Below are 21,132 nucleotides of genomic sequence, written 5' to 3'. Positions count from 1 at the left end.
ATCTTTTCAGGCAGAAACACCTTTTTCGCTACATTTGTATAATATGAACTCATAGTTTTTAAAATCGATAAAGATCGTCCAGGAGCGCTTTAAACAAGGGATGAGCGAGATCGAGATAAAGCTTGATTAACGAACTTTAACGAACTTCACAAACCACTTTTGCCCCACCCATGCCCCACAGAAAATTTTAGCCAACCTCAGGCAGCATAGGCCCTGCATGCCAAAGAGGCAGCATGCTCACCCGCAGTAAGCTCCCCAAAATTAAAAAACAAATGGCTCATGCCTTGACAGACAAAACCGCCAAAGCAAAAATACTGTATATTCAAACAGTGATTGGCGGAGCACGTATGTTCGTAGAACTGGTTTATGACAAGCGTAATGTTGAAGGGCTCCAAGGGGCCAGAGAGATCATCCTGGCTGAACTAACGAAGCGGGTGCACCAGATTTTTCCTGATGCCGAAGTGAAGGTGAAGCCGATGCAGGCAAACGGCCTGAATAGCGATGCCAGCAAAAGCGATCGGGAAAAACTGAACCGCATGCTGGAGGAGATGTTTGAAGATTCTGACATGTGGCTGACCTCTGAGTCTCCTGCTGTTCGCCAGGTTGGGCTTTAACTATCTATCGTGTAATATTCCCCGCGTTTGCTCGGGCATGAACACTGAGCAACCAGCCGCCGCCCGTTCTTTCTTAAGACGGGCGGCGGTTTTCTTAGCAAAGCGTTTCAATATGCTGTCTTCAGGTATATCAAGCTCCACCCTGTTTTAGCTCATCAACCTGTTTACTAAGTTCTGCTACCTTTGCGTTAAGTGCCTTTATGGCTGCAAGGGCATCCATAAGCAATGGGTTAAGGTCAAGGGTCATTTTGCCCACTCCCTCGGCGCTGTGAACGTATTCCGGGTCAATCTTTTCAATTTGCTGCGCGATTACACCACGGCGTACTGCTTCACTGTCGTCATCCTTATACCTGAACGATACGAACTCCATCGCATCGATGTTTGCCAGCGCGATTTCCGTATCAAGTTCAGTGATATCTTTTTTAAAGTTGATGTCTGATGTGCCGACGGCCTGCATCTGCGTCCAGGGGTAAGTGGTCGCACTAATATTATAGGCAGCGTCCTCAATGTGCCGTACGTAGAAACCTCCCTGAGTGCTTATCCAATATTGCTGGCGGCGAACACTATCATAACCCGAAACGAATCCACTGCCCGCAGTAGTTGGTTTCCATCCGGCGGGCGACGATTCTCCATACACTCCCGTTTGCAAGAGCGGTAGGCCCGGGTTGTACTGCGATAAAACTACTAAATTGCCGTAACCCTGAAGCATCACATCATCTTTCGTGCCGCTTACATAATTCTTGAGTGCTGCGGTTCCGAGCCCGAAGTTTGTGCGGGCGTCTGCCGCATTTTTCGCACCTGTTCCGCCCTGGCTGATACTGAGTGCGGTAGTCAGGCCGCTTAGGCTGGTTATATCGCTGTTAGCCCCTTTCTTCGCCAGTGATTTCTGGCCCGGTACGGTAACGGCCACACCGTTAATCGTGATAGTGACGTCTGTAGTACCGTTCATCACATCAGCGAAACCGCTCATGTAGCGCTGGTACATCGTGAAGGTTTCAGCAATGTCCTGCGCCAGGCCATCCACGCTCAGGCTGTCGCTTAGCAAAATGGAATACTTCGTTCCCGCCGGTATTGCAGGACTTGCCGCAGGAGTCACTGTGAGACTTGTTGCCCCGCCGATAGCAGTGATCTGGAATACCTGAGCGGGGCTGGTCAGTGCGATGACGGTACAGCCGTTACGAATCAGCGAGCCAGCTGCAGTGAAGTTTGTTCCCGTACCTGTAAGGGTATTTCCGCTGATGGCAATAGTGCCAGTGGTATAAATCATATTATCTCCAGACAATAAAAAACCCCGCCGGAGCGAGGTTGATTTGAATAGACAGTTAATTCAGACGTACATATCAGGCAAGACGGGAAGGCTGAGCGGAGTAATCGTGTTATTACCGAATATGGCATACTGCTCGCGTCCAAGGTATTTCCCGCCCTGAACTGAAGCGCTACCGTTCTGTATCTTTATTCCGAACATCCGATACACGTACATGCCATTTACCATATGAATCATCAGACCAAATCTGCCCAGCGGTACATAGCCGCTGCCGATGCTCACGGCACTTGTGGAAGGTGACCAGAGTTGATTGAGGTATACGAAAGGTCGCTTTGTAGTTGAAAACGTACAGGCCCCGGCTGCATTGAAGATGTTTAGCCCCGTTCCCGGCTGCGGCGCTACGCCACTGGCGAAGATAACGATGTCTATCGTGCCGGTTGTGGGAGCGTCATCATTAGTTGACGGAGGACTGAAGAATCTTACTGTGTTGCCGTCGAAGTCAATCGTATTACCGCTATTACAGCGTCCGAAAACGATATATTTCGACTTGTCATAACCTGCTATCGTCGGAACCGCCCAGCCCCCGGTTGGAACATTCACAGTACCTTTCCAGATACACTGGCCTGACTGAGTAGCGTTAGTTATAGATGTGAAATCTGAGCTGTCGCTTATGAGCAAGCCCACACCACTACGCTGGCCCGTCGGAAATATCTGCCAGAGGCTTCCGGGAAACGTGTACGTGCTTTCTCGTTCGCTGATACTGTTGTCTTTCATCGTTGAGTTCTGCGTGACTCGCGCTCCCGATATGGTGACCGAGTTCATTTTATGAAGCAGCCCTGAATCAAGATAAGCCGTCGCGTGGGGGATAAACAACACCTGCGAACCGGATACATAACCGGAAATATCCGCGTACTTGGCTTTCTGATATCCACTGTCAAAACTTGCTCCAAATGACGGGCATCTCAGCCCCGCCGTTATCTCCATACGTTTCCCGCCGTCGTTCAGCTCTATCAATAACCCTGTCGGCATATTATCACCATGTCCCAAGTACGATCCGGCCACCACCCGGAATATTGATGGTGACGCCGTTGCCATTAATGACTGTGGTATTCCCGGACCCGTTAAATGAAAAATTACCGTTGGTTGCATAAATCGAGCCACGAACGGTCACATTATTGAACGTCGCGTAGCCAGACTTGTTGATGTGCCAGCCAACATTTCCGGTGCCGTCCCATGTTGAAGACTGAATGTAGTTTCCTATTTTGGCATTGCTGATGGTACCGTCCTGGATGAACGTATCCCGGATGAAGGTCTGTCCGTTCTGGATCACAAATGGCAGCGTAACTGTACCGCCAGCCTGAGTCATCACAGCGAAGCGGTCTGCCAGGAAGAGCACCTGCGACTGCATACCCGCTGGCGTATTCTGAACACCAATCCCCATCCCTGCTGCATACTGATTACCATTAGAATCAACAGCGACCTTGATGCTGTACATCGCATTCAGGTTGTTATTGATGTCCGCTGATACCTGGCTGTTCTGGACAATCGCTGCAGACTGACCGTTAACCGTGACCTTTAGCGAATTGATTTGCGTAGCAGACGCCTGGGTAAAATCAGCAAGTGTCTTCGACAAGTCAGTGACATTCGCCGTGTTCCCACCGGTGCTGGAATCCAAAACGCGCAATGACTCAGCGACAGCTTTACTGGCGTCGGCCATCACATTGTCTACTCGATCGATACTGGCTTTGTTATCTCCATACTGGACGCTCAGGAGGTTGCGCTGGTTAACCTGCGCGATCGTACTGGTGATCAGCGCGATAGCATTGTTCTGAATACCGCCGCTGGCCTTATCAGTTTGTGCACCCAGCTCTTCCAGGCGTGATGCCATTGAGGAATCGAGGTCCGTGACAACCTGGCTAAGGTCAGTGATTGATGCTGTATTCTGAGCACCTACAGCAGCTGCTGAATCAGCTTTGTCAGATGCGGCCTGAGTGGCAGCCGTCAATTGACTTACCGCAGAAGCGCGAGCTTCAGTTTCCGTAGCTAACGCCTGGCGAACATCAGTAATACCCGCTTCATTCTGTGCAGTTTTCGCCTCTAGACGAGTAACATCCGTGACGCGCGCTTCCGTCTCAGTAGCGATCACCTCCCGGAGCTGTTCGAATTTCGCAGAGTTAGCCCCCTGCTGCGCAGTCTGGCGCACAACAACATCAGCAATAGCCAGGGCGTTGCCAATGATTGCTTCTGCTGTCTGCTTATTCGAACCTACTGCTGCAGCCAGACCATCGGCGTTCTCCTTAATCGCATCAGAAAGTTCGGCAAGTTTCTCGCTACTTTCTACGGCACTCTCAATCAGATCCTTGAATACCTCAGAATCTTTAATCTCCTCCAGGATCACATCGGTGATGTCGGAAACATCGATGCTCGCCTGTCCGCGCACCCAGTCGGTGTATCCGGACTCGTTGCCGCTGCGGTCCACCAGCTGCGCGCGGTACCAGAAAATCTGCCCAGCCTTAAGGCCCATCTGCTGATATTTGCGCTGCGGGTAAGGCACATCGGCCAGCAGCATCGCATCGTCCTCGGTACCGGTCAGGCTGTACTGAATTTCCGTCTTCAGCGTGTCGTCGGTATTCGCCGGGAATCCCCAGTTCAGCTCGATGCCGAAAACCACATTTTCAGAAGCGATGAAGCCAACCGGCTTCGGTGGATTGCCCACTTTACCCGTCAGCGTTTTCTCTTCTGAATAGCCCCATCCGGATGAAATTTCTGCGGCATTGATTGCGCGCACGCGCACCAGGTAGCGCCCGGCATAAATCCCCGGGACGTCGAATGACGTGGTTGAGCTGCGCGGCACGTTAACCCAGTTCCCGTCGTTGCGGCGCCACTGCGCTTCATAGGCGATAGCGTTCTGCGCCTGGTCCCAGCTCACGCGCATCGTTTCGACGCTGATATTTTGCTGCACCACGGAAAACGAGCTGATCACGATGTTGTCAGGCGGCGACTGGTTACCAGGCGGGATCACGCTCACCGGCCGCTGGTCAATGATGGCTCCGGTATCGATACGGGCATATTTATCCGGGTCGTGCCATGCGCCGGTAATCGAGAAAGTGCCATCATCGTTATCGGAAACGCTGACAACACGATACTGCTGCGCGTAAAGCTCGTCAGATTCAACCACCCAAACAGCTTCGGCCTGTGGCGTCTCACTGTATGCCGTGGTGACTGTGACTGACTCCCCGTTCACGGCCTGAATGGTCCTGCTCTGCGACGCTCCGGAAGGCAGGTTGAGAATAAGGCGATCACCTGCTGCTGCATCTGCCACGCGGTCAAGTTTGATAACACGACCGTTAACGGCGCTGATGCGGCCACCCATAACCTTTCCGGAAAGCAGCTCGTCTGCCACGGCGATGATGTAGCCCGGCTGCGGTATGTTGCCGTCCAGCCCGACATCAAACGAAACAACGCGATCCTTGTTGTTGGTGAGAATACCCCAGCGCCCCTTTCGGTTCGCTTCTGACTGCCTGGTGCAGCCGATAGCTGTCATTTCCAGCTGATTGAAGCCGTATCGCGCCACCAGCGCCTGCTCAAATACCGGCTCCATCGCGTCGGCATAAGCGTTACCCGGGTCTGACCATGAAACCAGCGCTGTGGTGTAGCGGCTTTTCGTGGTGCTGCTCGAATAGGTGAAGCGACCGCCAACAACGTTAGCGCGCGTATAGCTGTAATCAACATCGCGCGGCATGTCAGCCAGGGCCACAATCTGATCCCCGCCCCAGTAGGTCATGCCACGGAAGATAGCGGCAAAATCACGCAGGACTGTGTAGGCGTCGTTCCGGTCCTGAATGTACACGTTGCAGGTATAACGTGGTTCTGTACCGTTGCCCCCTTTGCCGTCTGGTACCATCTGATCACAATACTGAGCAACCTGATAAAGAGTCCATTTATCAATATTCGCAGCGGTCAAACGGTGCCCAAGGCCGAACCGGTCAGAAACAACCAGGTCGTAAAAAATCCACGCAGGGTTATCCGTCCATGCCCACTTAAACGCACCGGTCCATGTACCGCTATAAGTGCGGGTTTCAGGGTCGTAGGTATCTGGAACGCGGATAACACGGCCGCGCGGTTCGCATGAAATTTGAGGAATAGAGCCGTTGAACTGGCTTGAGTCGAATTCGATGTAGAGCAGCGCGGTGTTGGGGTAGCGCAGTTTGGCGTCAATCACCTCGGTGAAGCTCTGCAGCGTCATCGTGTCGCCGATCTTCGCGCTGTTAGCGTCAGAGGTAATCTTACGCAGGCGTATTGTCCAGGTGCTGCCAGCCTGCGGTAAATCGATACGGTGGCTGCGCTCATACCCAGACGTCGTTTTGCCGGTCACGCTGGTATTGAGTACCGTCTGCCATGTGCCGCCGTCCGTCTGCAGGTCAATCGCATAATTGACCGAGTAACCAACCAGATCGCTGTCGTCTTCCTGTTTGAAAAGCGAGGGCCATTTCAGACGCAGGCGAACTGCTGAAAGCTGCGTATTGGTAAACGTGCGCGTCCAGGCTGTAGCGCTTGATACCTCAGTTCCCACGCTGATTTCGTTTTCGGTACCGGGAATACCCTGAATATATTTTTGCGCCTGCGTTCCCGCGCGAAACTCCCACGTCACGCCGCTAAAGTTTTGGGAACCGTCAGCATTCTCCAGCGCCGTTCCGTCCAGGTAGATATCTTTGCCGGTTAGCTGCCCTGCAAACTCCCCTTCGCCAAGCGCAATGAGGATTTTTGCCTTCGCTACAGATTGCAGATCATCAGGCTGTTCGGTAGGGGTTCGTGAACTGGAGCTGCCGCCCTTGCGGCCCTTTAACACTTTATCTGTAGCCATATTGCGCCCATAAAAAAAGCCACCCGAAGGTGGCCAGAAAAAAGGTTAGTTATCTACTGCTGATCTTCGACATAAATTCCGGCAGAAATAATCGCTCCGCCTATCCGCCGGCGACCATAAAGGAGCGGTACCGGGTAGCCTTGCGCCGCGGTGTTTGTTACACCACCGAATGCGTAGGAAGCGCGGTTATCTGCACTTTGTTTGCTGGCTATGCCTGATGGCTGTGGTGAAAGAAGCTGAATAACCCCACCGAGGACCAACGAGGCGCCAGTTGCTGCAGCAAACCCCGTCAATCCACCAGCAGCGAAAGCAGCGCCAATACCGCCGGGGCCAGTCAACACAGCTGCAGTAATAAGCACGGCCCCCAAGATCGTCTGCAAAAGACCAGCTTTTTTACCTCCAATTACTACAGGGACAATCCGGATCACTTCACCAGAAACGGGAAAGCCTAGATCATCCAGACCTATATTTTTCTTACCTTTAAAAACAGCATATGTTAATCCCCTCCGCTGGCTGGAGATCATGAACTTCTCAAAACCGTCTAATGTTGCCGCCAAACTGAGAGTAGCCTCGCTGGTTTTACTAATAAGCCGATAGTGCATTTTCCCAAATGTTTTACCCAGAATGCCTCCGAGTTCAATTTGAGTCATATTTTCTGTCATATGAACCTCGAAAATTGACTAATTAGAGCAATATAAATTAGTCACAGACTGTTTCCCCTCCAAATATACTGACAGTGCTATGACAAGCATCACCGTTGGAATCTATTGTGTGAGCCTCTATGCTGCCATCAGGGTTAACTATGCTATATGAATCAACCCCATGCTTTTTGGCATAAGCTTTATGCGCTTCATATTGATTTCTTTTAGACTCTTCAAGCTTACGATATGCATCAGTAAGATTTTTGTCATAGAGCGCTTTAGCTTCAGAGTTTCCCCCGTTAGCGGCGGCTTTCAGATCACACTGAAAAGGAATGTAATCAAAAAAAATATACGTCGGAAGGGTTGTTTCTTAAATGCATCAAATTACTTTCATGAAGTGCTTTCACATAATATGATTTTTTACTGCAAAGAATATCAGCCCTATCTTGCGCAGCACTTAAATTTTTAGTGCTGAATATTTTAACTAGTCCACTTTCATGATCGATCTCATCTGCTGGTCGCGCTCTTTCAGTGCAGCCAAACAAAAATGTGACAAACGCTAAAATTAAAATATTCCTCATTACATCATCCCCTTGTTTAAATTAACAAGAGGTTAGCACAGGTCCTTATATCGTAGAACCTTCATTGTCCTTTCCTGCCAGTAGCCCCCATACGGCACACGCTGGCTCAGGTGTCCGTACAGATGGTGCAGCAGCATATTGCCCTCCAGCAGAATTCCCGCGTGATTCCACTTATCGGCCTGGACCTGCATGATCACCATATCGCCGGGTTTCGGTGGTCCGTCGAATTCACGGAATCCGCACTCATACCAGCAATCCTGATAGAAGTTGTCCGGATAGTCGTTTTCCCACCAGGGATAATCCACCCGGTAATCGTGGAGCTCGATACCATGCGTTTGCCGGAAATAGCTCATTACCAGCCCCCAGCAGTCGAAGTGTCCAAGCACAAACGGACGCTCCAGCAGCGGCAGTTCTCCGCGCGGCTGGATGGTGCGTAAATCCCCCTCCGGCCAGCTAACAATATGCCAGGGTAAAAGCGTTGCGTCGCATTGCGCTTTATCCAGTTCGCTCGGTTGCGTTGTGGCGTCAGGGTGACTGTGAACGATGGCGATCACCGTTCCCCAGTCCTCAGCAGCTGCGTAGTCTTCGGGGCAAAGGACAAAATTGTCCTCCGGCGCCGCGGCAAGATTCCGGCACGGGAAATAACGTTCAACGCGGCTTTTCTGCGCCACCACGCCGCAACACTCATGAGGATATTCAGCTGCAGCATGCGCCATAATCGCATCGATGGTTTTCTGACGCATATCAACTCCTGATCAAAGACGTGCCAGGGAAGCCACCAAACGAGAGTTCGTTATTTTCGCCGAATCGGAGTTTGCAGGCCGTCAGCGTGCCGTTGCATTCATCCAGTGACGGATCGCTTACCGGGTTGTTGTTTTTGTCGAAATAGCGCGTACCGGCATAGTCGCAGCCATCGCCGGTGCGGTACTTATTACGAATGCACCATGTACACAGGGAATGAAGCTGCCGCGTCGGGATCATTTGTCCCTGAAGATCCATAGGGCTGGACAGTACAAACTCGATGGTTTCGCCGGCAAGCTCGGTCGTTTTCCCGTCGATATACCAGACCTGAAGTTTCTCCTGAGTCGGATCTGCTGTAGGGTTACCGCCTGCGAAGTTTTTCGCGTCGAGATATTTTGCCTTTGTGTCGTGAATAGTGACCTTAGCCTGTAGCAAATCGTCGTACGCAAGACACAGGGCAGAAATGGAGCTTTCGATGTTCGCAACCGTCAGTGATGGCGTTGCATTGCTCCCACTGGTTGATTTCTCCAGACCTTCCAGCTGATACGGCCAGGCGGCGTATTCATTTCCCTGCCACCAGATTGGTTTCGCCGGAAGCCTGGACTCATCCCCACCAGCGGCGATTATTTCAGCTTCTGTGTGGGGAATGCTGTAATTGTGAAAGCGGAGAACGTCCGTTAGCCCAAAGGAAGAACCGTCCACCTCAATCAGACGAACATCGTTTCCGGATTCCAGCTTCTGATAATCTGCGTTTAAGCTCATGGTTTAAATGCCTGGATGAATGTAGCTTCAAGGTTGAATTTTCCCGCACCCAGCCCGGTGGGTTTATACGTTTCGCAACGATACAAACCCAAAGGTTCGAGCGGTGGCTTCCATTGAAAGGCTTTCGTTCCTTCATGCCTGTCGAGAAAAGTCTTTATGGCGGAAATGTAGGTTTCATTGCCGGTGAAATTAAGCGTCCATTGCTGGCTTTTAGGGTTTAATCCATCCCCTGAAACCTGCTCATATCCATCGCCAAACTTGGCTTTCCTGACGCGGAAATTTGTATCAGCCTCAGCGTTAATCCGTGGGCACCATGTGAAAGTTTCGATGGCCATAATTATCGGTTTCCTTTCATTGCGTTCCAGATGTCACCGCCGGGGCGGATATCACGCATTACATTCTGCTTATATCGCTGATCGACAAATTTTCCGACCTCAGCGCCAAATTGCTCAAGGCCAGGTGAGGTTTGCGTTGAGGTGTTGCCGTTACCATCGATGGTGATATAAACCTGTGGCGCCGAAGATAGAGACTGACCGCCGCCACCTCCGACCGCACGAACACCGAGAGAACCATCCGGCGCGCGGGTCAGCGGCATGATTGCCTCCGGGCCAGCCTCGCCCATGATTCCGGCCCCGCCTTTTGCGAAAGCGAACATGGTGGGGTTTCTGACGATCCCATTACTGAAAGCGCTCAGGGATGGAGAGTCATAAACGCCGCCTTTGGCATTAAACTGGAAGCTCGAGCCGTAACTGGAAACCGCTGTACCGGTGCTGGCTGATGCTCCCGCCCCGCCCCCGAAGAAGCTGCCTACACTGCCGATGAGAGAGCCAAAGATGCCAGAACCGGAAGAGGCCCCACCCATCGCGCTAACCACCGCCATCTGCAGAGCCACTTTTTCGATAATCTGCAGGACAGAAATACCCCACGATTTCCAGCTAACCTTATTGCCTTCTAGCATTGAGGTGACGTTACCAAACGCGCTGTCGAGTGTGGTTTTCACCCCATCAGAAACCGTGCCGGATACGTTACTGATTTCATCAAACCAGTTTGCATAGCCGCGTGATACTCCGGACATCCAATCCGCTTCAGCTGCTGCAATAGCCTTGTATTTCTTATCCAGAGCATCAAGGGCTGCGGCGCGCTGCGCGATGGCCTCGGTACCGCCGTCCGTTTTAGCAAAAACACGGCCGATCTGTTGCGTCTCGTCGAACCGGCTGCGCTGGCGATCGCTCATGCCTGCGGTTTCGGTTGTCAGCGTCGCCTCATCCCTGAACTTTCGGGCCGCTTCAGTTAAATCCTTCAGGGCATCAGCCTGTTCGCGCTGCTTGCGCACGTTCTCGTCGGCTTTTTGCGTCCATTTTGCCAGCTCTGCTGATGATGCCTGGATCGCCCTGCGCTGCTCGTCGGTCCATTTAGTGCCTGCCTGGTGCGATGCCGCGTAAAGCTCGGAGGCTTTTTCGCCTTCCGTCGCCCTGACGCGTTGCACGTCGATAGCCACACTCAGATCGGCCATTTTCCGGGAATACTGTTCGGCGGTGCTGGCCGCTTCGCGTTCGGCTTTACTCTGTGCTTTCGAGGCGGCGGTAGAGGTTTTTTTTGCCTCCGCAGCCGCTGCATCCTTTTTGGCTGCCTGATCCTTGTTGTAGATGTACTGGGTGTAAAGCGCCCCCGTCAGCTTCAGGTCTTCTGCTTCATACACGTGCTGCTGATGGAGTTTCTCTAAACCGCTTAGGCTGGCCAGCTCATTATCGCGGCGCGAGCGCTCCAGTGCGGTTTGCTGTTGCGGCGTTGCGTTAGCCAGTGAAACGACGGGCCCGGCATATTGCGGCGGCTTGGCGCCAGCGGTCGCTGACATTGAGCGGTTAAGCAGGTCATACGCACCTTTCAGGATAGAGACGGCGCCAGCCTGTTCGATAGCCTTTTGCGTGGCCAGATCGCTGGCATTGTTTACCAGCTTCTGCGTTTGCTCGACTTTTGAGGCTGCCTGTTCGCGCTGGTACTCCAGCTGGTTCAGCTTATCGGTCAGCTCGATGTTTTTGGCCGTGATGTCGGCCTGGTCCATGAAGGTGTTGATCAGGGTCAGCGTCGGATGGCGGTTGTAGTCCTGCTGGATTTGGTCAACCGCCTTAAGGCTGTCTTTCACCTTCGCGATCTGAGAGTCGAGGTCGGCCAGGTCCTGTTTTTGCGCCTGTAAAGATGTACGGGCATCAGCCGCGGTCGAACGCAGGCCAAGCACCGACATCTGCTGGAGCTTGGTGTTGATCTCGTCGAGGTTGTTGGCAAAACCTACCGCCTCACGGTGCACCTGTTGGGTATGCTGATAAAGGCCATACATCGCAGCGCCGGCACCGATAATCACTCCAGGCCAGCCACCGAGAATGCCAAGAACGCCACTACCCAGCCGTGACATTACCGAGGCTGTATTGGTGAGGTTGTTAGCTGCAGAGGTCCTGCCAGCCAGCGCCGTATTCAATGATGCCTGAGCTGCAGCAAGATTACGCTCAGCGACAATCTGAGCCTCAATACTCGTCGCCGCTGCGCGAGCCTGTTGAGCGCGGTAAACAGCCTGGCGACCAGCAGCAACGCTAACCTGAGCGCCGCGAACCTGAGCCTGCGCCAGCGCGACCTCGGCGGCCGTATTAGCGAGCACTGCCCGGGTTGACTGAGCAACGCTGCCGACCATGTTGCCAAAATAACGAGCGAGGCCAACACCAACCAGAAGACCGGCTGTATTTGCCACATCATCGATGTTATTCGCCAGACCATCCAGCACGCCAGAAAGCGTGGATGATGCGCCGACGGCATCGTTCGCCCCGCCAACCCATGCAAGGAAGGCGTTTTGCACTTTCTGTGCAGATCCGCTGATGGATGCAGGAAGGGTGTCGAATTCTTTACGGAGGATCTCAACGTTGGTCAGCAGCGGGACGATCTTGTTGGTCGTCAGCTCGCCGTTGTTGGCCATATTTCGCAGGCCACCAACAGTGGTACCCAGCCCATCAGCCAGCAGTTTCGCCAGGCGGCCGCCGTTCTCCATGATGGAGTTAAATTCTTCGCCTCGCAAAACGCCTGAGGCGAGCGCCTGGCTAAGCTGGGTGATAACAGAGCTCGCCTCTTCGGTACTGGCGCCAGACAGCTTCAGTGAGGTTGCTACGGTTTCCGTAACTTTTGCGACGTCAGCAGAAGCGTAACCGGCATCACGCAGGGACTGCGCAATTCTGCTGTACAGGTTGCTGTTTGCCTCGAGGGATGTTCCGGTGCGCTGGCTAATCTCCATCAGCACACGCTGGGATTGCACGTAATCCTCACTGGAAGAGGACGCAAGGCGAAGACGCCCATTCAACTGGTTCCACGTGTCGGCAAACTGAATCAGCTGATGCGTGGCAAATGCACCAGCCCACGCACCGGCAAGCCCGGCAGCAGAGGATCGTACTGTTGCTAGCTGAGAGTTCAGGTCAGCCAAAGACCGCTGAGTTTCACGCGTGGCCGCTGCAGCTTTTTTCCCGCCCTGTTCCATAGTGCGGTAGTAATCCGTTCCCATGCGGGACGCTCTGGCGATCTCTGACTGGAAAGAAGATGAGTTCGCCGAAATTTTGATGATTAGCTCGCGCAGCGTTGCCATATTTCACCCATAAAAAAGCCCGCAGCCGCGGGCGTCAAAGACCGGATATCCAATTTTCGAGTTCTGAGACTTCTGCGACCTCTTCCTGCTCCCCCCACTTCAGCATCACGTCAGGAATGGTGAATTTCCCACCCTGAGAGTTCAGCATTGCAACGGAGATCTGTGCCGCCTGAGCATCAGCGCGCCAGTCGCCAATCGGACTAATGCGGTCGAACTCGATCCACATTTTGAGCTCGCTGGCGGTCATGGTCTGGCGCAGTTCGTGGAGAGTACGCCCCAACCGGAGCGCCAGCGACATCAGGAAGAAGGTCAGCGGCTGCTTTACGGCTTTCCCGCTTCTTCCTGGCTCATGCCGAGGTTGAGGGCCTGAGCCAGCAGGCGGGAGTGCACAGGACCATAAATTTTAGATACCTGCTCCTGATCCTCATCGCTGAATACTCGCTCGCCGTTTTCATCCAGCAGAATGTCAATAAACAGAACCACATCAGCCTCTTTGTTACGCAGAAACTTTTCCGCCTCCGTCAGCGTCGGTACCTCTTCGCCCTCGGCGAGCTGGGGATTAACGATCTCCCGGAATTTCACCCAGGCATCGCCAGAGGGTTCACGCAGCGTTACCTTTGCGCCATCCCATTCAGGGACCGTGATACCTTCTTTGGTGCGATAGGCTTTCGATGCTGTAAGCGCCACGTTGCGTAATGAATTCTGTGATGTTTTTTGCGGCATTTCATTTTTCTCTTGTTACATGATCGGAGGGATAAAAAAAGCGGCCGAAGCCGCTCAGGAACCAGACGCGTAGATGCGTTTAGGTTTGCCGCGTACACGCAGAGAATAGGTAGCGCCAACAACGGAAGATGTTGCGGCAGACCATGAGCTCTGGCGTACCTCCACCAGCACGTAGAAACCGTTGCCAGACGGGAATACCACGCGCAGCGCGCGCAGTTCGTCATTTTCGTAAGCGGTCTGTAGAGCCCCCTGTGCTGCTTCATCGCCAACCCAGTTACGGGTAATGCTCATTTCAGCTGGCGCGGCGAGGCCGTTGGTTTGCTCCTGTTCAGTTGAGCACAGCGTGGTTACGTCGATATCCCCTTTCTGCCCGCCGGTGAATGTGATCTCCTTTGTTGCACAGGCTGCTTCCAGCCAGGTAACACCAGCCCCCGGGAAACCTGAGGCGTTAAAATCCTCGGCGGTTACGGGTGCGTCGGAGACGGCAAAGGTCATCCCCTTTGTGACTTCATACTTACTGGTCATGGTTTCTCCAGTTAAAAAAAAGACCGCCGGAGCGGTCTGTTATGGTGGGTAAAGTTAAACGGTTACCTGAAATTCGAGCGTTGCCCGGTGATAGCGCAGATCAGGCTCATAGCCCGGCGTTTTCACAATGCTTTCCGGCTTCAGCACCTGCAGAGCATCAAGCGCCAGATTCCTGATCGTGCGCGCTTCAGTGATAGTGCTGGAATAAACATCAACCTGCACAGAAACGGCTGATTCAGCCTGACCGCAGAGAACGTCAGCGGTCACGTCGGTAATAATCGAGAAAATTACCCAGGGCGGCGAGACTGAAGGCTTCCCGTCACTGCCGAGCGGCACAACGTAGGGATAAACCTGCCCTCCGGCCAGCGGCGCCAGCAGAGGATAGAGATCGTCTTCCGTCATTTGCTTAATGCCTCGTCAATGGCCTGGTTCATGCGCCTGATTGCGACCTCCGTCGCCGGCTCCTGACGTACATCGAACGCGGGACGAATGAAAGGGTGCGGTGGCATGTTAACGGTTCCCATTTCAACGAATCGCCAGTAAAAGGCGTTTCTCGGGTTACTCGCCTTCATCGTGTTATCGCTGTTCCCGGTGAGCGGGTTAACACCACGAATATGGACGCCGGAAGAAATTTCCCCGCGGCGGCGGCTTTTTTGGGTCACCACCACCACGTTTTTTTTCAGTTTCCCGGTGCGCACCGGCGCGCGGGCGATCACTTCTTCCTTAAGCACTTCGGCGCCAGCGCGCGTGGCATCACGCAGAACCTTGTTGTTTTCAGCGCGGCTAAGCGCCTCCAGATCCTTTGCGATGTCATTCAGCCCGGAAAAATCGAGGCTCGTCTCAATCATTTTTCGGCTCCCGTTTTGCAAAGAATTTCCAGGCGAGTGCCGGTCGCATTTGCTACAGGAGGACCGATGATATTTAGCACCTGACCTTTATACGGGCCGCTGAGCACTTCCAGACGAGAAGAGGCATTCAGCTCAGCCCTGAAGCGCATCCAGACGCGAACGGTTGCCTGCGCCGTTTCCGCACCGCCAGACATCTGCTCTCTGCCGCTGATCCCCTTTACCTCAGCCGGGACCGGGTTGCCACCACTCCACGATTCAACCGGCTGACCAGATGGATCGCGCGAAGTCGTGAAGGTGAGAATTTTTACCCTGTGCCTGAATCGTCCAGGTTCCATCAGGAGCCCTCCTCAGGTTCAGATTTACCGCGCCAGTTGCGATGGATGAACATCATGCGTTCGGCTGCAGCGTTCTCATAAAGCTGTACTTCGCTTTGCGCAGTGCGGTGTTCAAACATGTCAGCAAAGACAAGGAGAACGGCGCCCTTAACGGCTGCAGGAATATCAGCTGCAACTTTCCATGCTGGTTCATCGCACCAGCGTATGCAGTAGTCAAAAGCTGCCTGAGCGTACAGGGTGATCAGCTCGTCCCTGTCGTCTTCCTCAAATTCAATCTGCTGCTTAAACAGGCGGAGGCCAATTACATCCAGAACATCTATCGCCATACATTAAAAGGGCGGGTCACCCCGCCCCCTCCATCATGAGCCAGAAGAAAAACTGCCCTTGATGATTGCCGTCGGGCGATAGTGCGCCAGCGCCAGGCGCTCTTCGCACAGGATGGTCAGCATGTTTTTCACGAAGTTATCGCGGTCTTCACGGCTGACTTCCACGGTGGCATCCATGCGATCCCACACCTGTGAGGCCATATCAAAACCGCCCACCGTAAAGGTGCCGGCGGCCTGCGCCTTAGTCGGAACCACTGGCAGGCCCCACATGATGTTGCTGGTAAACGCCTGAGGACCACCGAAGATATAGCGGCCTTCGTTGTCTTTCAGCAGCGCAATGTTGTGCCAGTCGCGCGGGTTCAGGACGATACCGGAAGCGCTAAACTCAGACTCTGTCACCTGGTAAATAGCGTGAGCGATAATGTCAGCGCGGGTGTCACCAGTGGCATTCAGCGAGGTGTCGTAGGCGGTTGCCACTTTGTTCAGACCTTCCAGGTTATCCCCGGTACCGTCGCCGTTCAGCAATTGGCCTTCTTCCTTCAGCGCCAGGCCATACATCAGACGGCCGTTGACGTATGACTGCAGCATTGGCGCATCGTCCATCACCTGACGTGATGCCTGCACCCAGTGCGCGATAGTCTTCACGTTCGCGGTCTGCTTGCTGAATGTGATATCCGATTCTGGCTTAAGCGCTTTCTCAGCCACCACATCGGCGTTATTGGTAAACACCTCTTCACGCACATATTCCAGAGCGTTACTGGAAATGCGGCCCTGAGCCAGCAGGTCACGGATGGTCAGACGGCGCAGGCCCGGCATGATAATTCCCGGGATCTGCATAGGCTGGATCAGTGCGCCAGCAGAATCAGCGTCACTGCCGAGCGACTTATTGAACGTCTTCGCATCGAAGGTGCCCTGTTTACCGTCCCATGACTTAATGAGCTCTTCAGCAGCGCGTTCAGAGAAGGATTTCTTCTCACCCGGATTCTCAGCGCCGGATGCCAGTTTCTGTTCAAGATCGAAGAGGCGGGTACCGGATTTGGTCAGTTCTTCCTGTACCTTCACCAGGTCGGCCTGCAGCTGTTTGGATACCTTACCCGTGCTTTCGATTTCTGCTTTCTGTGCATCGAAAAGCTGGGACATTTTCTGCTGGGATTCTTCAATAGCTTTTTGAATGAGAGCGAGTTCAGACATAATTAATTACCTAAATTAGAAGGGAAAGATTTAATGCTCTGAAGCAGAGCGTTGATTTGTGCTTCGTTTCCGTCGCCCTCGGACTCGCTCCGAATCGCTGACTTAAACCGGGCTATTAGCCCAACTGCCTGTGATTTGGTGAGCCCGACTGAATCCCTCAGCCAGTTCTCCACATCACGAATTGTTTCAATGCCGTCGACACTTTTCATGGCTGCGATGCCAGCCTGTTCGTTGGCGGGGAAAGTGCAGACGCTGATTTCGCGCAGAGCCTGGATATTCTTAAAAATGCGGCCTGTTGGAATGATGGTGTAGTCATCTTTCGCAACGGAAAAGCCAACCGACATACCTTCAACCGTACCGTGCTGCATTGCCGCTTTCAGGTCGGCGGCGCCGCTGTGCCCTGGGGTAAGTTGACCGCGCACATACAGGCCTTTTTCGTCTTCTGCCAGGCTGTCCCATTTACCAACCGGCAGCTCCCACGTCTTGTGGTTGAAAAACATCGCCACTTTGCGGGTCTGGTTCGCCAGTGCGTTTTTAAACGCCCCGGGAAGAATGATGTCGCCATCGGAATCAGTGTTATTAAAAACAGAGGCGTAGCCTTCAAAGATCCCCTGCTTTCCGTCACCAGTGAATTTGATTTCTGTCTCGTCGAAAGAGAGCGTTTTTACAATTTCAGGCATTACGGCCCCCATAAAAATTAAGCCCCGTCATTACGGGGCTCTTTGTTGGTTCCTAAGTCGGTGATCGGCACGTATTGCGCCTGTCGCATTGCCACATCGCCACCAGGTAATGGAGGCATGTTGTCAGTTCGACGCATCTCGTTAATAGTGCGGAGCCCAGATTCGCCCATTGCCTTCATAAAGGCTGCGCGGGATGCAGAATCGCCCCTTAACAGACCATCAAGATTATGCTCAGCGTGAATCCGGCCAACATCCTTAGCCGGGATAAGCCAACGCTGAATGCTGTTTTCCCACCGGGAGATATAGGGCTGCAGGGTGTACTGCAGGAAGCCGAGATTCTGCTGCTCTATGCCCGATCCCCAGCTCGTTGATTTCTCGACGTCGCCGACAAGGTGAGGAGGTACGCCAAAGAATCGCGCCAGTTCACTTACCTGAAATTTTCGGGACGCCATCATTTCGGCGTCCTGTGGCGTTACGCCAATTGGTGAAGTGGTAAACCCCGCTTCCAGAATCCAGAGGCGTTTTTTTACCGGGCCGCCAGCGATCTCTTTGAAGTTCTCTTCGACCTGCGAGCGCTGCTGTTCAGTCAGCACTTTTTCGCCGGTTGAGAGGATTTGCGGAGACTTGGCGCCGTTGGCAAAGAAATCTCGCTGCTGGTCCTCCATCGCAACTGCCACACCTGCCGATTTACAGGCAAAAGCAATGGGTGACAGGCCGACCAGCCCGGTGAATCCGAAGCCTTTGAGGTGAAAAATCTCTCTCTGCGAAAAGTCGGCGTATTCGCTGTCGCGTTGATAGCGATAAACCACTTTTTTTCCGACGAGTTTCACATCCATATTGGCAGACTGAAGCGGGAGAAGGCTTATCACGTCACCCGCGCTGTTGCGGTCCACCAGTGCATACGCGTTACCGTAGAAACAGAGCTGCATCGTCATGGCCTCCCTGAATTCCTGGGCGGTCATGTACTGATTCGGTGAGTAGCGCAGCAGTCGCGCCAGCGGATTGCTCAAACCCACTTTTTTGCGGTTGTCATTCTGGTCGGTTTCGAAGACATCAAGCGGTAAGCATGCCGTGAGCGTTGAAATCAGGCTCACGCAGCGCCAAACCGTCGAAATTTGCAGTATCCGTTCATCGTTAATGGATGAATCGCCCAGGTGTCCGTGGGCCGAAACAGGCCCCGTCTGTGAGCCCTGATTTGGGGTGACTAAACGCCCGCCGACAAACCAGGACTGCAGCCTTGCCCACCAGCCGTTATTGGTTCGCAGGTCAATCGTGTATTTAGGTTCTTCCATCACATGCTCAGCGGTCGGAAAATGAAGTCATCGAAGTCACCACCCTGTTCGGTAACTTCCCCATTAGCAGCACCAACGGACATTGTCATTGCGACCATGCCATCAATACGGCCTGTTGCTTTGGACTTATCGAGCTTGCGGTTGCCTGCAGCATCTTTAACCACCACCGCATTCACAGCACACATCGTTAATACGGGGTGCATGCCATGCCTCACGCGCCCGTTAAGCATTAGAGACTCCAGCGTGTCTACAGCTGGCCCCATATCCTTAAAGCCCTGGCCGAACTCGACCAGCGGGAGGTTCAGGCCAATGGCATCGGCATCCTTCCTGAACTGGTCAATGCGCCAGCGGTCGAAAGCCATCGAGGTAAGGTCGAAATCACCGATAATTTCAGCGATATCCGCAACGACGAATGAGTAATCCACTGAAGCTCCTGGCGTGGTGCGCAGCAGCCCCTCCCTGGCCCAAACGTCATAGGGTGCGCGGTCCGTTTTGGTTCGCTCTTCAAGAGTCTTTTGCGGTGTCCAGAAGAAGGGAAAAACATCCCAGACACCATCATCTGCTTCACCAGCGATAACCAGCGCCGTTAAGTCGTTCCTGGCTGACAGATCCAGCCCCGCGTACCACTTCCTCGGGGTGTTTATCGGCATCTCTCCGCAAAGCTCCCACACGCTGCGGGAAATAAACGGCGATACGGTAGAAACGCGCTGATTGAGGTTTAGGTTTCGGAAGGTGTTTTCGAAGCTTGGCATTCGGCCAGCTTTCTCAGCCTGGCGCGCCATGTCTTTTTCTGACCTGAATGTGCCCAGCGCCGGGTTCGCAGCCAGCCAGGACTCGCGTTTACTGATATCGGCGTCTTTTGGCGCTTCATAAACGTGGCACACGATGTGCGGATCTTTCGATTTGACCGCATCATCAATCCAGATGCTCAGCAGGTCAGCATCGTTTGCTGCCTGCGTACTGATAACAATCAGCAGCGGGTTTTCATGCGCCCCCTGCGCGGTAGTTATTGCATCGATAAAATCATCCTGCGGCCCCCTAACCTGCCCGGTTTCATCGAGAATGGCCAGAATGGGGGAAAGGCCGTGCGTCGTCTTTCCTTCTGCGGATAAAGCCTTGTATTCGACGTTACACGGCAGGCCGATCAGCTTTTTTCCGCTTGGCGTAATGTGCACAATCTCCTGCAGCTTAGGGTTCAGGTTGACCATCTTCACCGCGAGGTTAAAAACGATGGCCGCCTGTTCCCGGCTAAGTGCACCGCTGACAATCTGCGTGTTCTGGACCGCTTCAGGCCCCACCAGGTGAGCCAGCAGGATTCCGGCAATTAAGCCTGTTTTACCGTTTTTTCGGGCGATACTGAGGATCGCCATATCCGTTCCGGCTGGATTGTCGTAAACCGCCAGGATGAAATCTTTCTGAAAGGGGTCCAACCGCATAGGCTGGCCGATAAGCTTGCCTTCCGGCACGATGCAAAAGCGCTCAATGAACGCTATTACACGCTCACCTCGCGTCATAGTCTTTTATCCGTGCTTGGGAAAGGCGATCAGGTTGTCGTCCTGGTCCTGATGCTCGGTTTTGGTATTTCGTGCATCACGATCATTCTGATTGCGTTTCTTCTGGTCGCGGCTTTCACCGTTGGTTGCGTGGGAATGGATCTGCAGGTCACGGCGCTGAGCCAGGATAGTTCGCTGCAAATCAGGAATTTGTTTGCGGAGGTTTTTAATCAGCGCCTCATTTCTCGCTTCGCCGCGCACGCGTTCTTCTTTACGCAAATCTCTGCGTAAAACGGTGAGATAGAGCTGGTTATTTGCCAGTTCTGCAGCGGCCAGAAGGTCGGCTGGCGTCCAGCTGTCCAGAGCTTTCGATCTGATATTGTCATGCCAGAATGGTTCGGCTTTTTTTTCCAAACCTGCATGGGACGGAGGATCGATGGTGTCCACTGCTGCATTTTTCATGGCCTGAACCGCTGCCGCCGAACTGTCGGAACGGGTTCGTTTATCTGCCATATGTCAACACCTTAAAACTAAAAAAATCGGGTTAGCGTTAAAATCAAACTTTGGCGGCGGTCATTTGGGGCAAAGGTTTTGAAGATTTGATCCCCCCCCTGCCCTGATGCGATTCGTTCT

The 21,132-nt window shown here is 53.3% G+C and carries 22 protein-coding genes; 1 reads left to right on the top strand and 21 read right to left on the bottom strand.

Going from position 1 to position 21,132, the window contains the following annotated elements; all coding sequences use genetic code 11:
- Window positions 1–347: 347 nt before the first annotated feature.
- On the top strand, window positions 348–614 hold the full coding sequence (locus tag BFV64_RS07690) for a DinI family protein (protein ID WP_069602471.1): 267 nt from the start codon (window positions 348–350) through the stop codon (window positions 612–614).
- A gap of 130 nt (window positions 615–744) precedes the next feature.
- Here BFV64_RS07690 and BFV64_RS25845 read toward each other — a convergent pair whose 3' ends face one another.
- The 21 genes from BFV64_RS25845 to BFV64_RS07585 form a co-directional block, all read right to left on the bottom strand.
- The gene (locus tag BFV64_RS25845) at window positions 745–1,881 is read right to left on the bottom strand and encodes a tail fiber domain-containing protein (protein ID WP_235611139.1); all 1,137 of its coding nucleotides are present in this window, start codon (window positions 1,879–1,881) and stop codon (window positions 745–747) included.
- A gap of 60 nt (window positions 1,882–1,941) precedes the next feature.
- Entirely contained in the window at window positions 1,942–2,907 is a 966-nt protein-coding gene (locus BFV64_RS07680; protein ID WP_069601881.1) for a DUF6453 family protein, read from the bottom strand.
- A gap of 4 nt (window positions 2,908–2,911) precedes the next feature.
- Window positions 2,912–6,742: a TipJ family phage tail tip protein gene (locus BFV64_RS07675; RefSeq protein WP_069601880.1), complete on the bottom strand. Its 3,831-nt coding sequence runs from the start codon at window positions 6,740–6,742 to the stop codon at window positions 2,912–2,914.
- 53 nt (window positions 6,743–6,795) lie between these two features.
- On the bottom strand, window positions 6,796–7,404 hold the full coding sequence (locus BFV64_RS07670; RefSeq protein ID WP_069601879.1) for a tail assembly protein: 609 nt from the start codon (window positions 7,402–7,404) through the stop codon (window positions 6,796–6,798).
- 317 nt (window positions 7,405–7,721) lie between these two features.
- A complete protein-coding gene (locus tag BFV64_RS25275; protein ID WP_137984529.1) occupies window positions 7,722–7,964 on the bottom strand; it encodes a hypothetical protein in 243 nt (80 codons plus the stop codon).
- A 32-nt stretch (window positions 7,965–7,996) separates the two neighbouring features.
- Window positions 7,997–8,707: a C40 family peptidase gene (locus BFV64_RS07660; RefSeq protein ID WP_057992072.1), complete on the bottom strand. Its 711-nt coding sequence runs from the start codon at window positions 8,705–8,707 to the stop codon at window positions 7,997–7,999.
- 1 nt (window position 8,708) lies between these two features.
- A complete protein-coding gene (locus tag BFV64_RS07655; protein WP_069601877.1) occupies window positions 8,709–9,467 on the bottom strand; it encodes a phage minor tail protein L in 759 nt (252 codons plus the stop codon).
- Window positions 9,464–9,802, bottom strand: a complete 339-nt coding sequence (locus tag BFV64_RS07650; protein WP_032624419.1) for a phage tail protein — start codon at window positions 9,800–9,802, stop codon at window positions 9,464–9,466. The genes BFV64_RS07655 and BFV64_RS07650 overlap by 4 nt, the downstream gene beginning before the upstream one ends.
- Before the next feature lie 2 nt (window positions 9,803–9,804).
- Window positions 9,805–13,086, bottom strand: coding sequence for a phage tail tape measure protein (locus BFV64_RS07645; RefSeq protein ID WP_069601876.1), 3,282 nt, complete (start codon window positions 13,084–13,086; stop codon window positions 9,805–9,807).
- A 34-nt stretch (window positions 13,087–13,120) separates the two neighbouring features.
- Window positions 13,121–13,384: a phage tail assembly protein T gene (locus BFV64_RS07640; protein WP_069601875.1), complete on the bottom strand. Its 264-nt coding sequence runs from the start codon at window positions 13,382–13,384 to the stop codon at window positions 13,121–13,123.
- Between the two features lie 23 nt (window positions 13,385–13,407).
- Window positions 13,408–13,809, bottom strand: coding sequence for a phage tail assembly chaperone (locus BFV64_RS07635; protein ID WP_069601874.1), 402 nt, complete (start codon window positions 13,807–13,809; stop codon window positions 13,408–13,410).
- Window positions 13,810–13,863: 54 nt separating this feature from the next.
- Entirely contained in the window at window positions 13,864–14,334 is a 471-nt protein-coding gene (locus tag BFV64_RS07630) for a phage tail tube protein (protein WP_069601873.1), read from the bottom strand.
- Window positions 14,335–14,388: 54 nt separating this feature from the next.
- Window positions 14,389–14,736: a tail completion protein gp17 gene (gene gp17, locus BFV64_RS07625; RefSeq protein ID WP_069601872.1), complete on the bottom strand. Its 348-nt coding sequence runs from the start codon at window positions 14,734–14,736 to the stop codon at window positions 14,389–14,391.
- On the bottom strand, window positions 14,733–15,182 hold the full coding sequence (locus tag BFV64_RS07620) for an HK97-gp10 family putative phage morphogenesis protein (RefSeq protein WP_069601871.1): 450 nt from the start codon (window positions 15,180–15,182) through the stop codon (window positions 14,733–14,735). The genes gp17 and BFV64_RS07620 overlap by 4 nt, the downstream gene beginning before the upstream one ends.
- Window positions 15,179–15,517: a phage head closure protein gene (locus BFV64_RS07615; RefSeq protein ID WP_045626370.1), complete on the bottom strand. Its 339-nt coding sequence runs from the start codon at window positions 15,515–15,517 to the stop codon at window positions 15,179–15,181. Before BFV64_RS07615 ends, BFV64_RS07620 begins: the two co-directional genes overlap by 4 nt.
- Window positions 15,517–15,843 (bottom strand): head-tail connector protein, encoded by a 327-nt coding sequence (locus BFV64_RS07610; protein WP_016063563.1) that lies wholly within the window; start codon window positions 15,841–15,843, stop codon window positions 15,517–15,519. Before BFV64_RS07610 ends, BFV64_RS07615 begins: the two co-directional genes overlap by 1 nt.
- Before the next feature lie 33 nt (window positions 15,844–15,876).
- A complete protein-coding gene (locus BFV64_RS07605) occupies window positions 15,877–17,034 on the bottom strand; it encodes a phage major capsid protein (RefSeq protein ID WP_045626368.1) in 1,158 nt (385 codons plus the stop codon).
- A 2-nt stretch (window positions 17,035–17,036) separates the two neighbouring features.
- Window positions 17,037–17,714, bottom strand: coding sequence for an HK97 family phage prohead protease (locus BFV64_RS07600; RefSeq protein WP_016063561.1), 678 nt, complete (start codon window positions 17,712–17,714; stop codon window positions 17,037–17,039).
- 17 nt (window positions 17,715–17,731) lie between these two features.
- On the bottom strand, window positions 17,732–19,006 hold the full coding sequence (locus BFV64_RS07595; RefSeq protein ID WP_069601870.1) for a phage portal protein: 1,275 nt from the start codon (window positions 19,004–19,006) through the stop codon (window positions 17,732–17,734).
- Window positions 19,006–20,520, bottom strand: coding sequence for a terminase large subunit (locus BFV64_RS07590; RefSeq protein ID WP_069601869.1), 1,515 nt, complete (start codon window positions 20,518–20,520; stop codon window positions 19,006–19,008). The genes BFV64_RS07595 and BFV64_RS07590 overlap by 1 nt, the downstream gene beginning before the upstream one ends.
- A gap of 6 nt (window positions 20,521–20,526) precedes the next feature.
- Window positions 20,527–21,012, bottom strand: coding sequence for a hypothetical protein (locus BFV64_RS07585; RefSeq protein ID WP_033146302.1), 486 nt, complete (start codon window positions 21,010–21,012; stop codon window positions 20,527–20,529).
- Between the last annotated feature and the right edge of the window lie 120 nt (window positions 21,013–21,132).

The organism is Enterobacter kobei (assembly GCF_001729765.1).
GTDB classification, from domain to species: Bacteria; Pseudomonadota; Gammaproteobacteria; order Enterobacterales; family Enterobacteriaceae; genus Enterobacter; species Enterobacter kobei.
Note: the sequence above shows the minus strand (reverse complement) of the source record. Positions and strands in the feature narration are given on the sequence as shown.

Coding starts and splice junctions, on each gene's coding strand:
- BFV64_RS07640 (WP_069601875.1), bottom strand. CDS start 13,384: ATGTCGCTGGCGCTCCGGTTGGGGCGTACTCTCCACGAACTGCGCCAG.
- BFV64_RS07660 (WP_057992072.1), bottom strand. CDS start 8,707: ATGCGTCAGAAAACCATCGATGCGATTATGGCGCATGCTGCAGCTGAA.
- BFV64_RS07615 (WP_045626370.1), bottom strand. CDS start 15,517: ATGGAACCTGGACGATTCAGGCACAGGGTAAAAATTCTCACCTTCACG.
- BFV64_RS07620 (WP_069601871.1), bottom strand. CDS start 15,182: ATGATTGAGACGAGCCTCGATTTTTCCGGGCTGAATGACATCGCAAAG.
- BFV64_RS25275 (WP_137984529.1), bottom strand. CDS start 7,964: ATGAGGAATATTTTAATTTTAGCGTTTGTCACATTTTTGTTTGGCTGC.
- BFV64_RS25845 (WP_235611139.1), bottom strand. CDS start 1,881: ATGATTTATACCACTGGCACTATTGCCATCAGCGGAAATACCCTTACA.
- BFV64_RS07690 (WP_069602471.1), top strand. CDS start 348: ATGTTCGTAGAACTGGTTTATGACAAGCGTAATGTTGAAGGGCTCCAA.
- BFV64_RS07680 (WP_069601881.1), bottom strand. CDS start 2,907: ATGCCGACAGGGTTATTGATAGAGCTGAACGACGGCGGGAAACGTATG.
- gp17 (WP_069601872.1), bottom strand. CDS start 14,736: ATGACGGAAGACGATCTCTATCCTCTGCTGGCGCCGCTGGCCGGAGGG.
- BFV64_RS07670 (WP_069601879.1), bottom strand. CDS start 7,404: ATGACAGAAAATATGACTCAAATTGAACTCGGAGGCATTCTGGGTAAA.
- BFV64_RS07635 (WP_069601874.1), bottom strand. CDS start 13,809: ATGCCGCAAAAAACATCACAGAATTCATTACGCAACGTGGCGCTTACA.
- BFV64_RS07655 (WP_069601877.1), bottom strand. CDS start 9,467: ATGAGCTTAAACGCAGATTATCAGAAGCTGGAATCCGGAAACGATGTT.
- BFV64_RS07585 (WP_033146302.1), bottom strand. CDS start 21,012: ATGGCAGATAAACGAACCCGTTCCGACAGTTCGGCGGCAGCGGTTCAG.
- BFV64_RS07595 (WP_069601870.1), bottom strand. CDS start 19,006: ATGGAAGAACCTAAATACACGATTGACCTGCGAACCAATAACGGCTGG.
- BFV64_RS07605 (WP_045626368.1), bottom strand. CDS start 17,034: ATGTCTGAACTCGCTCTCATTCAAAAAGCTATTGAAGAATCCCAGCAG.
- BFV64_RS07630 (WP_069601873.1), bottom strand. CDS start 14,334: ATGACCAGTAAGTATGAAGTCACAAAGGGGATGACCTTTGCCGTCTCC.
- BFV64_RS07650 (WP_032624419.1), bottom strand. CDS start 9,802: ATGGCCATCGAAACTTTCACATGGTGCCCACGGATTAACGCTGAGGCT.
- BFV64_RS07645 (WP_069601876.1), bottom strand. CDS start 13,086: ATGGCAACGCTGCGCGAGCTAATCATCAAAATTTCGGCGAACTCATCT.
- BFV64_RS07675 (WP_069601880.1), bottom strand. CDS start 6,742: ATGGCTACAGATAAAGTGTTAAAGGGCCGCAAGGGCGGCAGCTCCAGT.
- BFV64_RS07600 (WP_016063561.1), bottom strand. CDS start 17,714: ATGCCTGAAATTGTAAAAACGCTCTCTTTCGACGAGACAGAAATCAAA.
- BFV64_RS07610 (WP_016063563.1), bottom strand. CDS start 15,843: ATGGCGATAGATGTTCTGGATGTAATTGGCCTCCGCCTGTTTAAGCAG.
- BFV64_RS07590 (WP_069601869.1), bottom strand. CDS start 20,520: ATGACGCGAGGTGAGCGTGTAATAGCGTTCATTGAGCGCTTTTGCATC.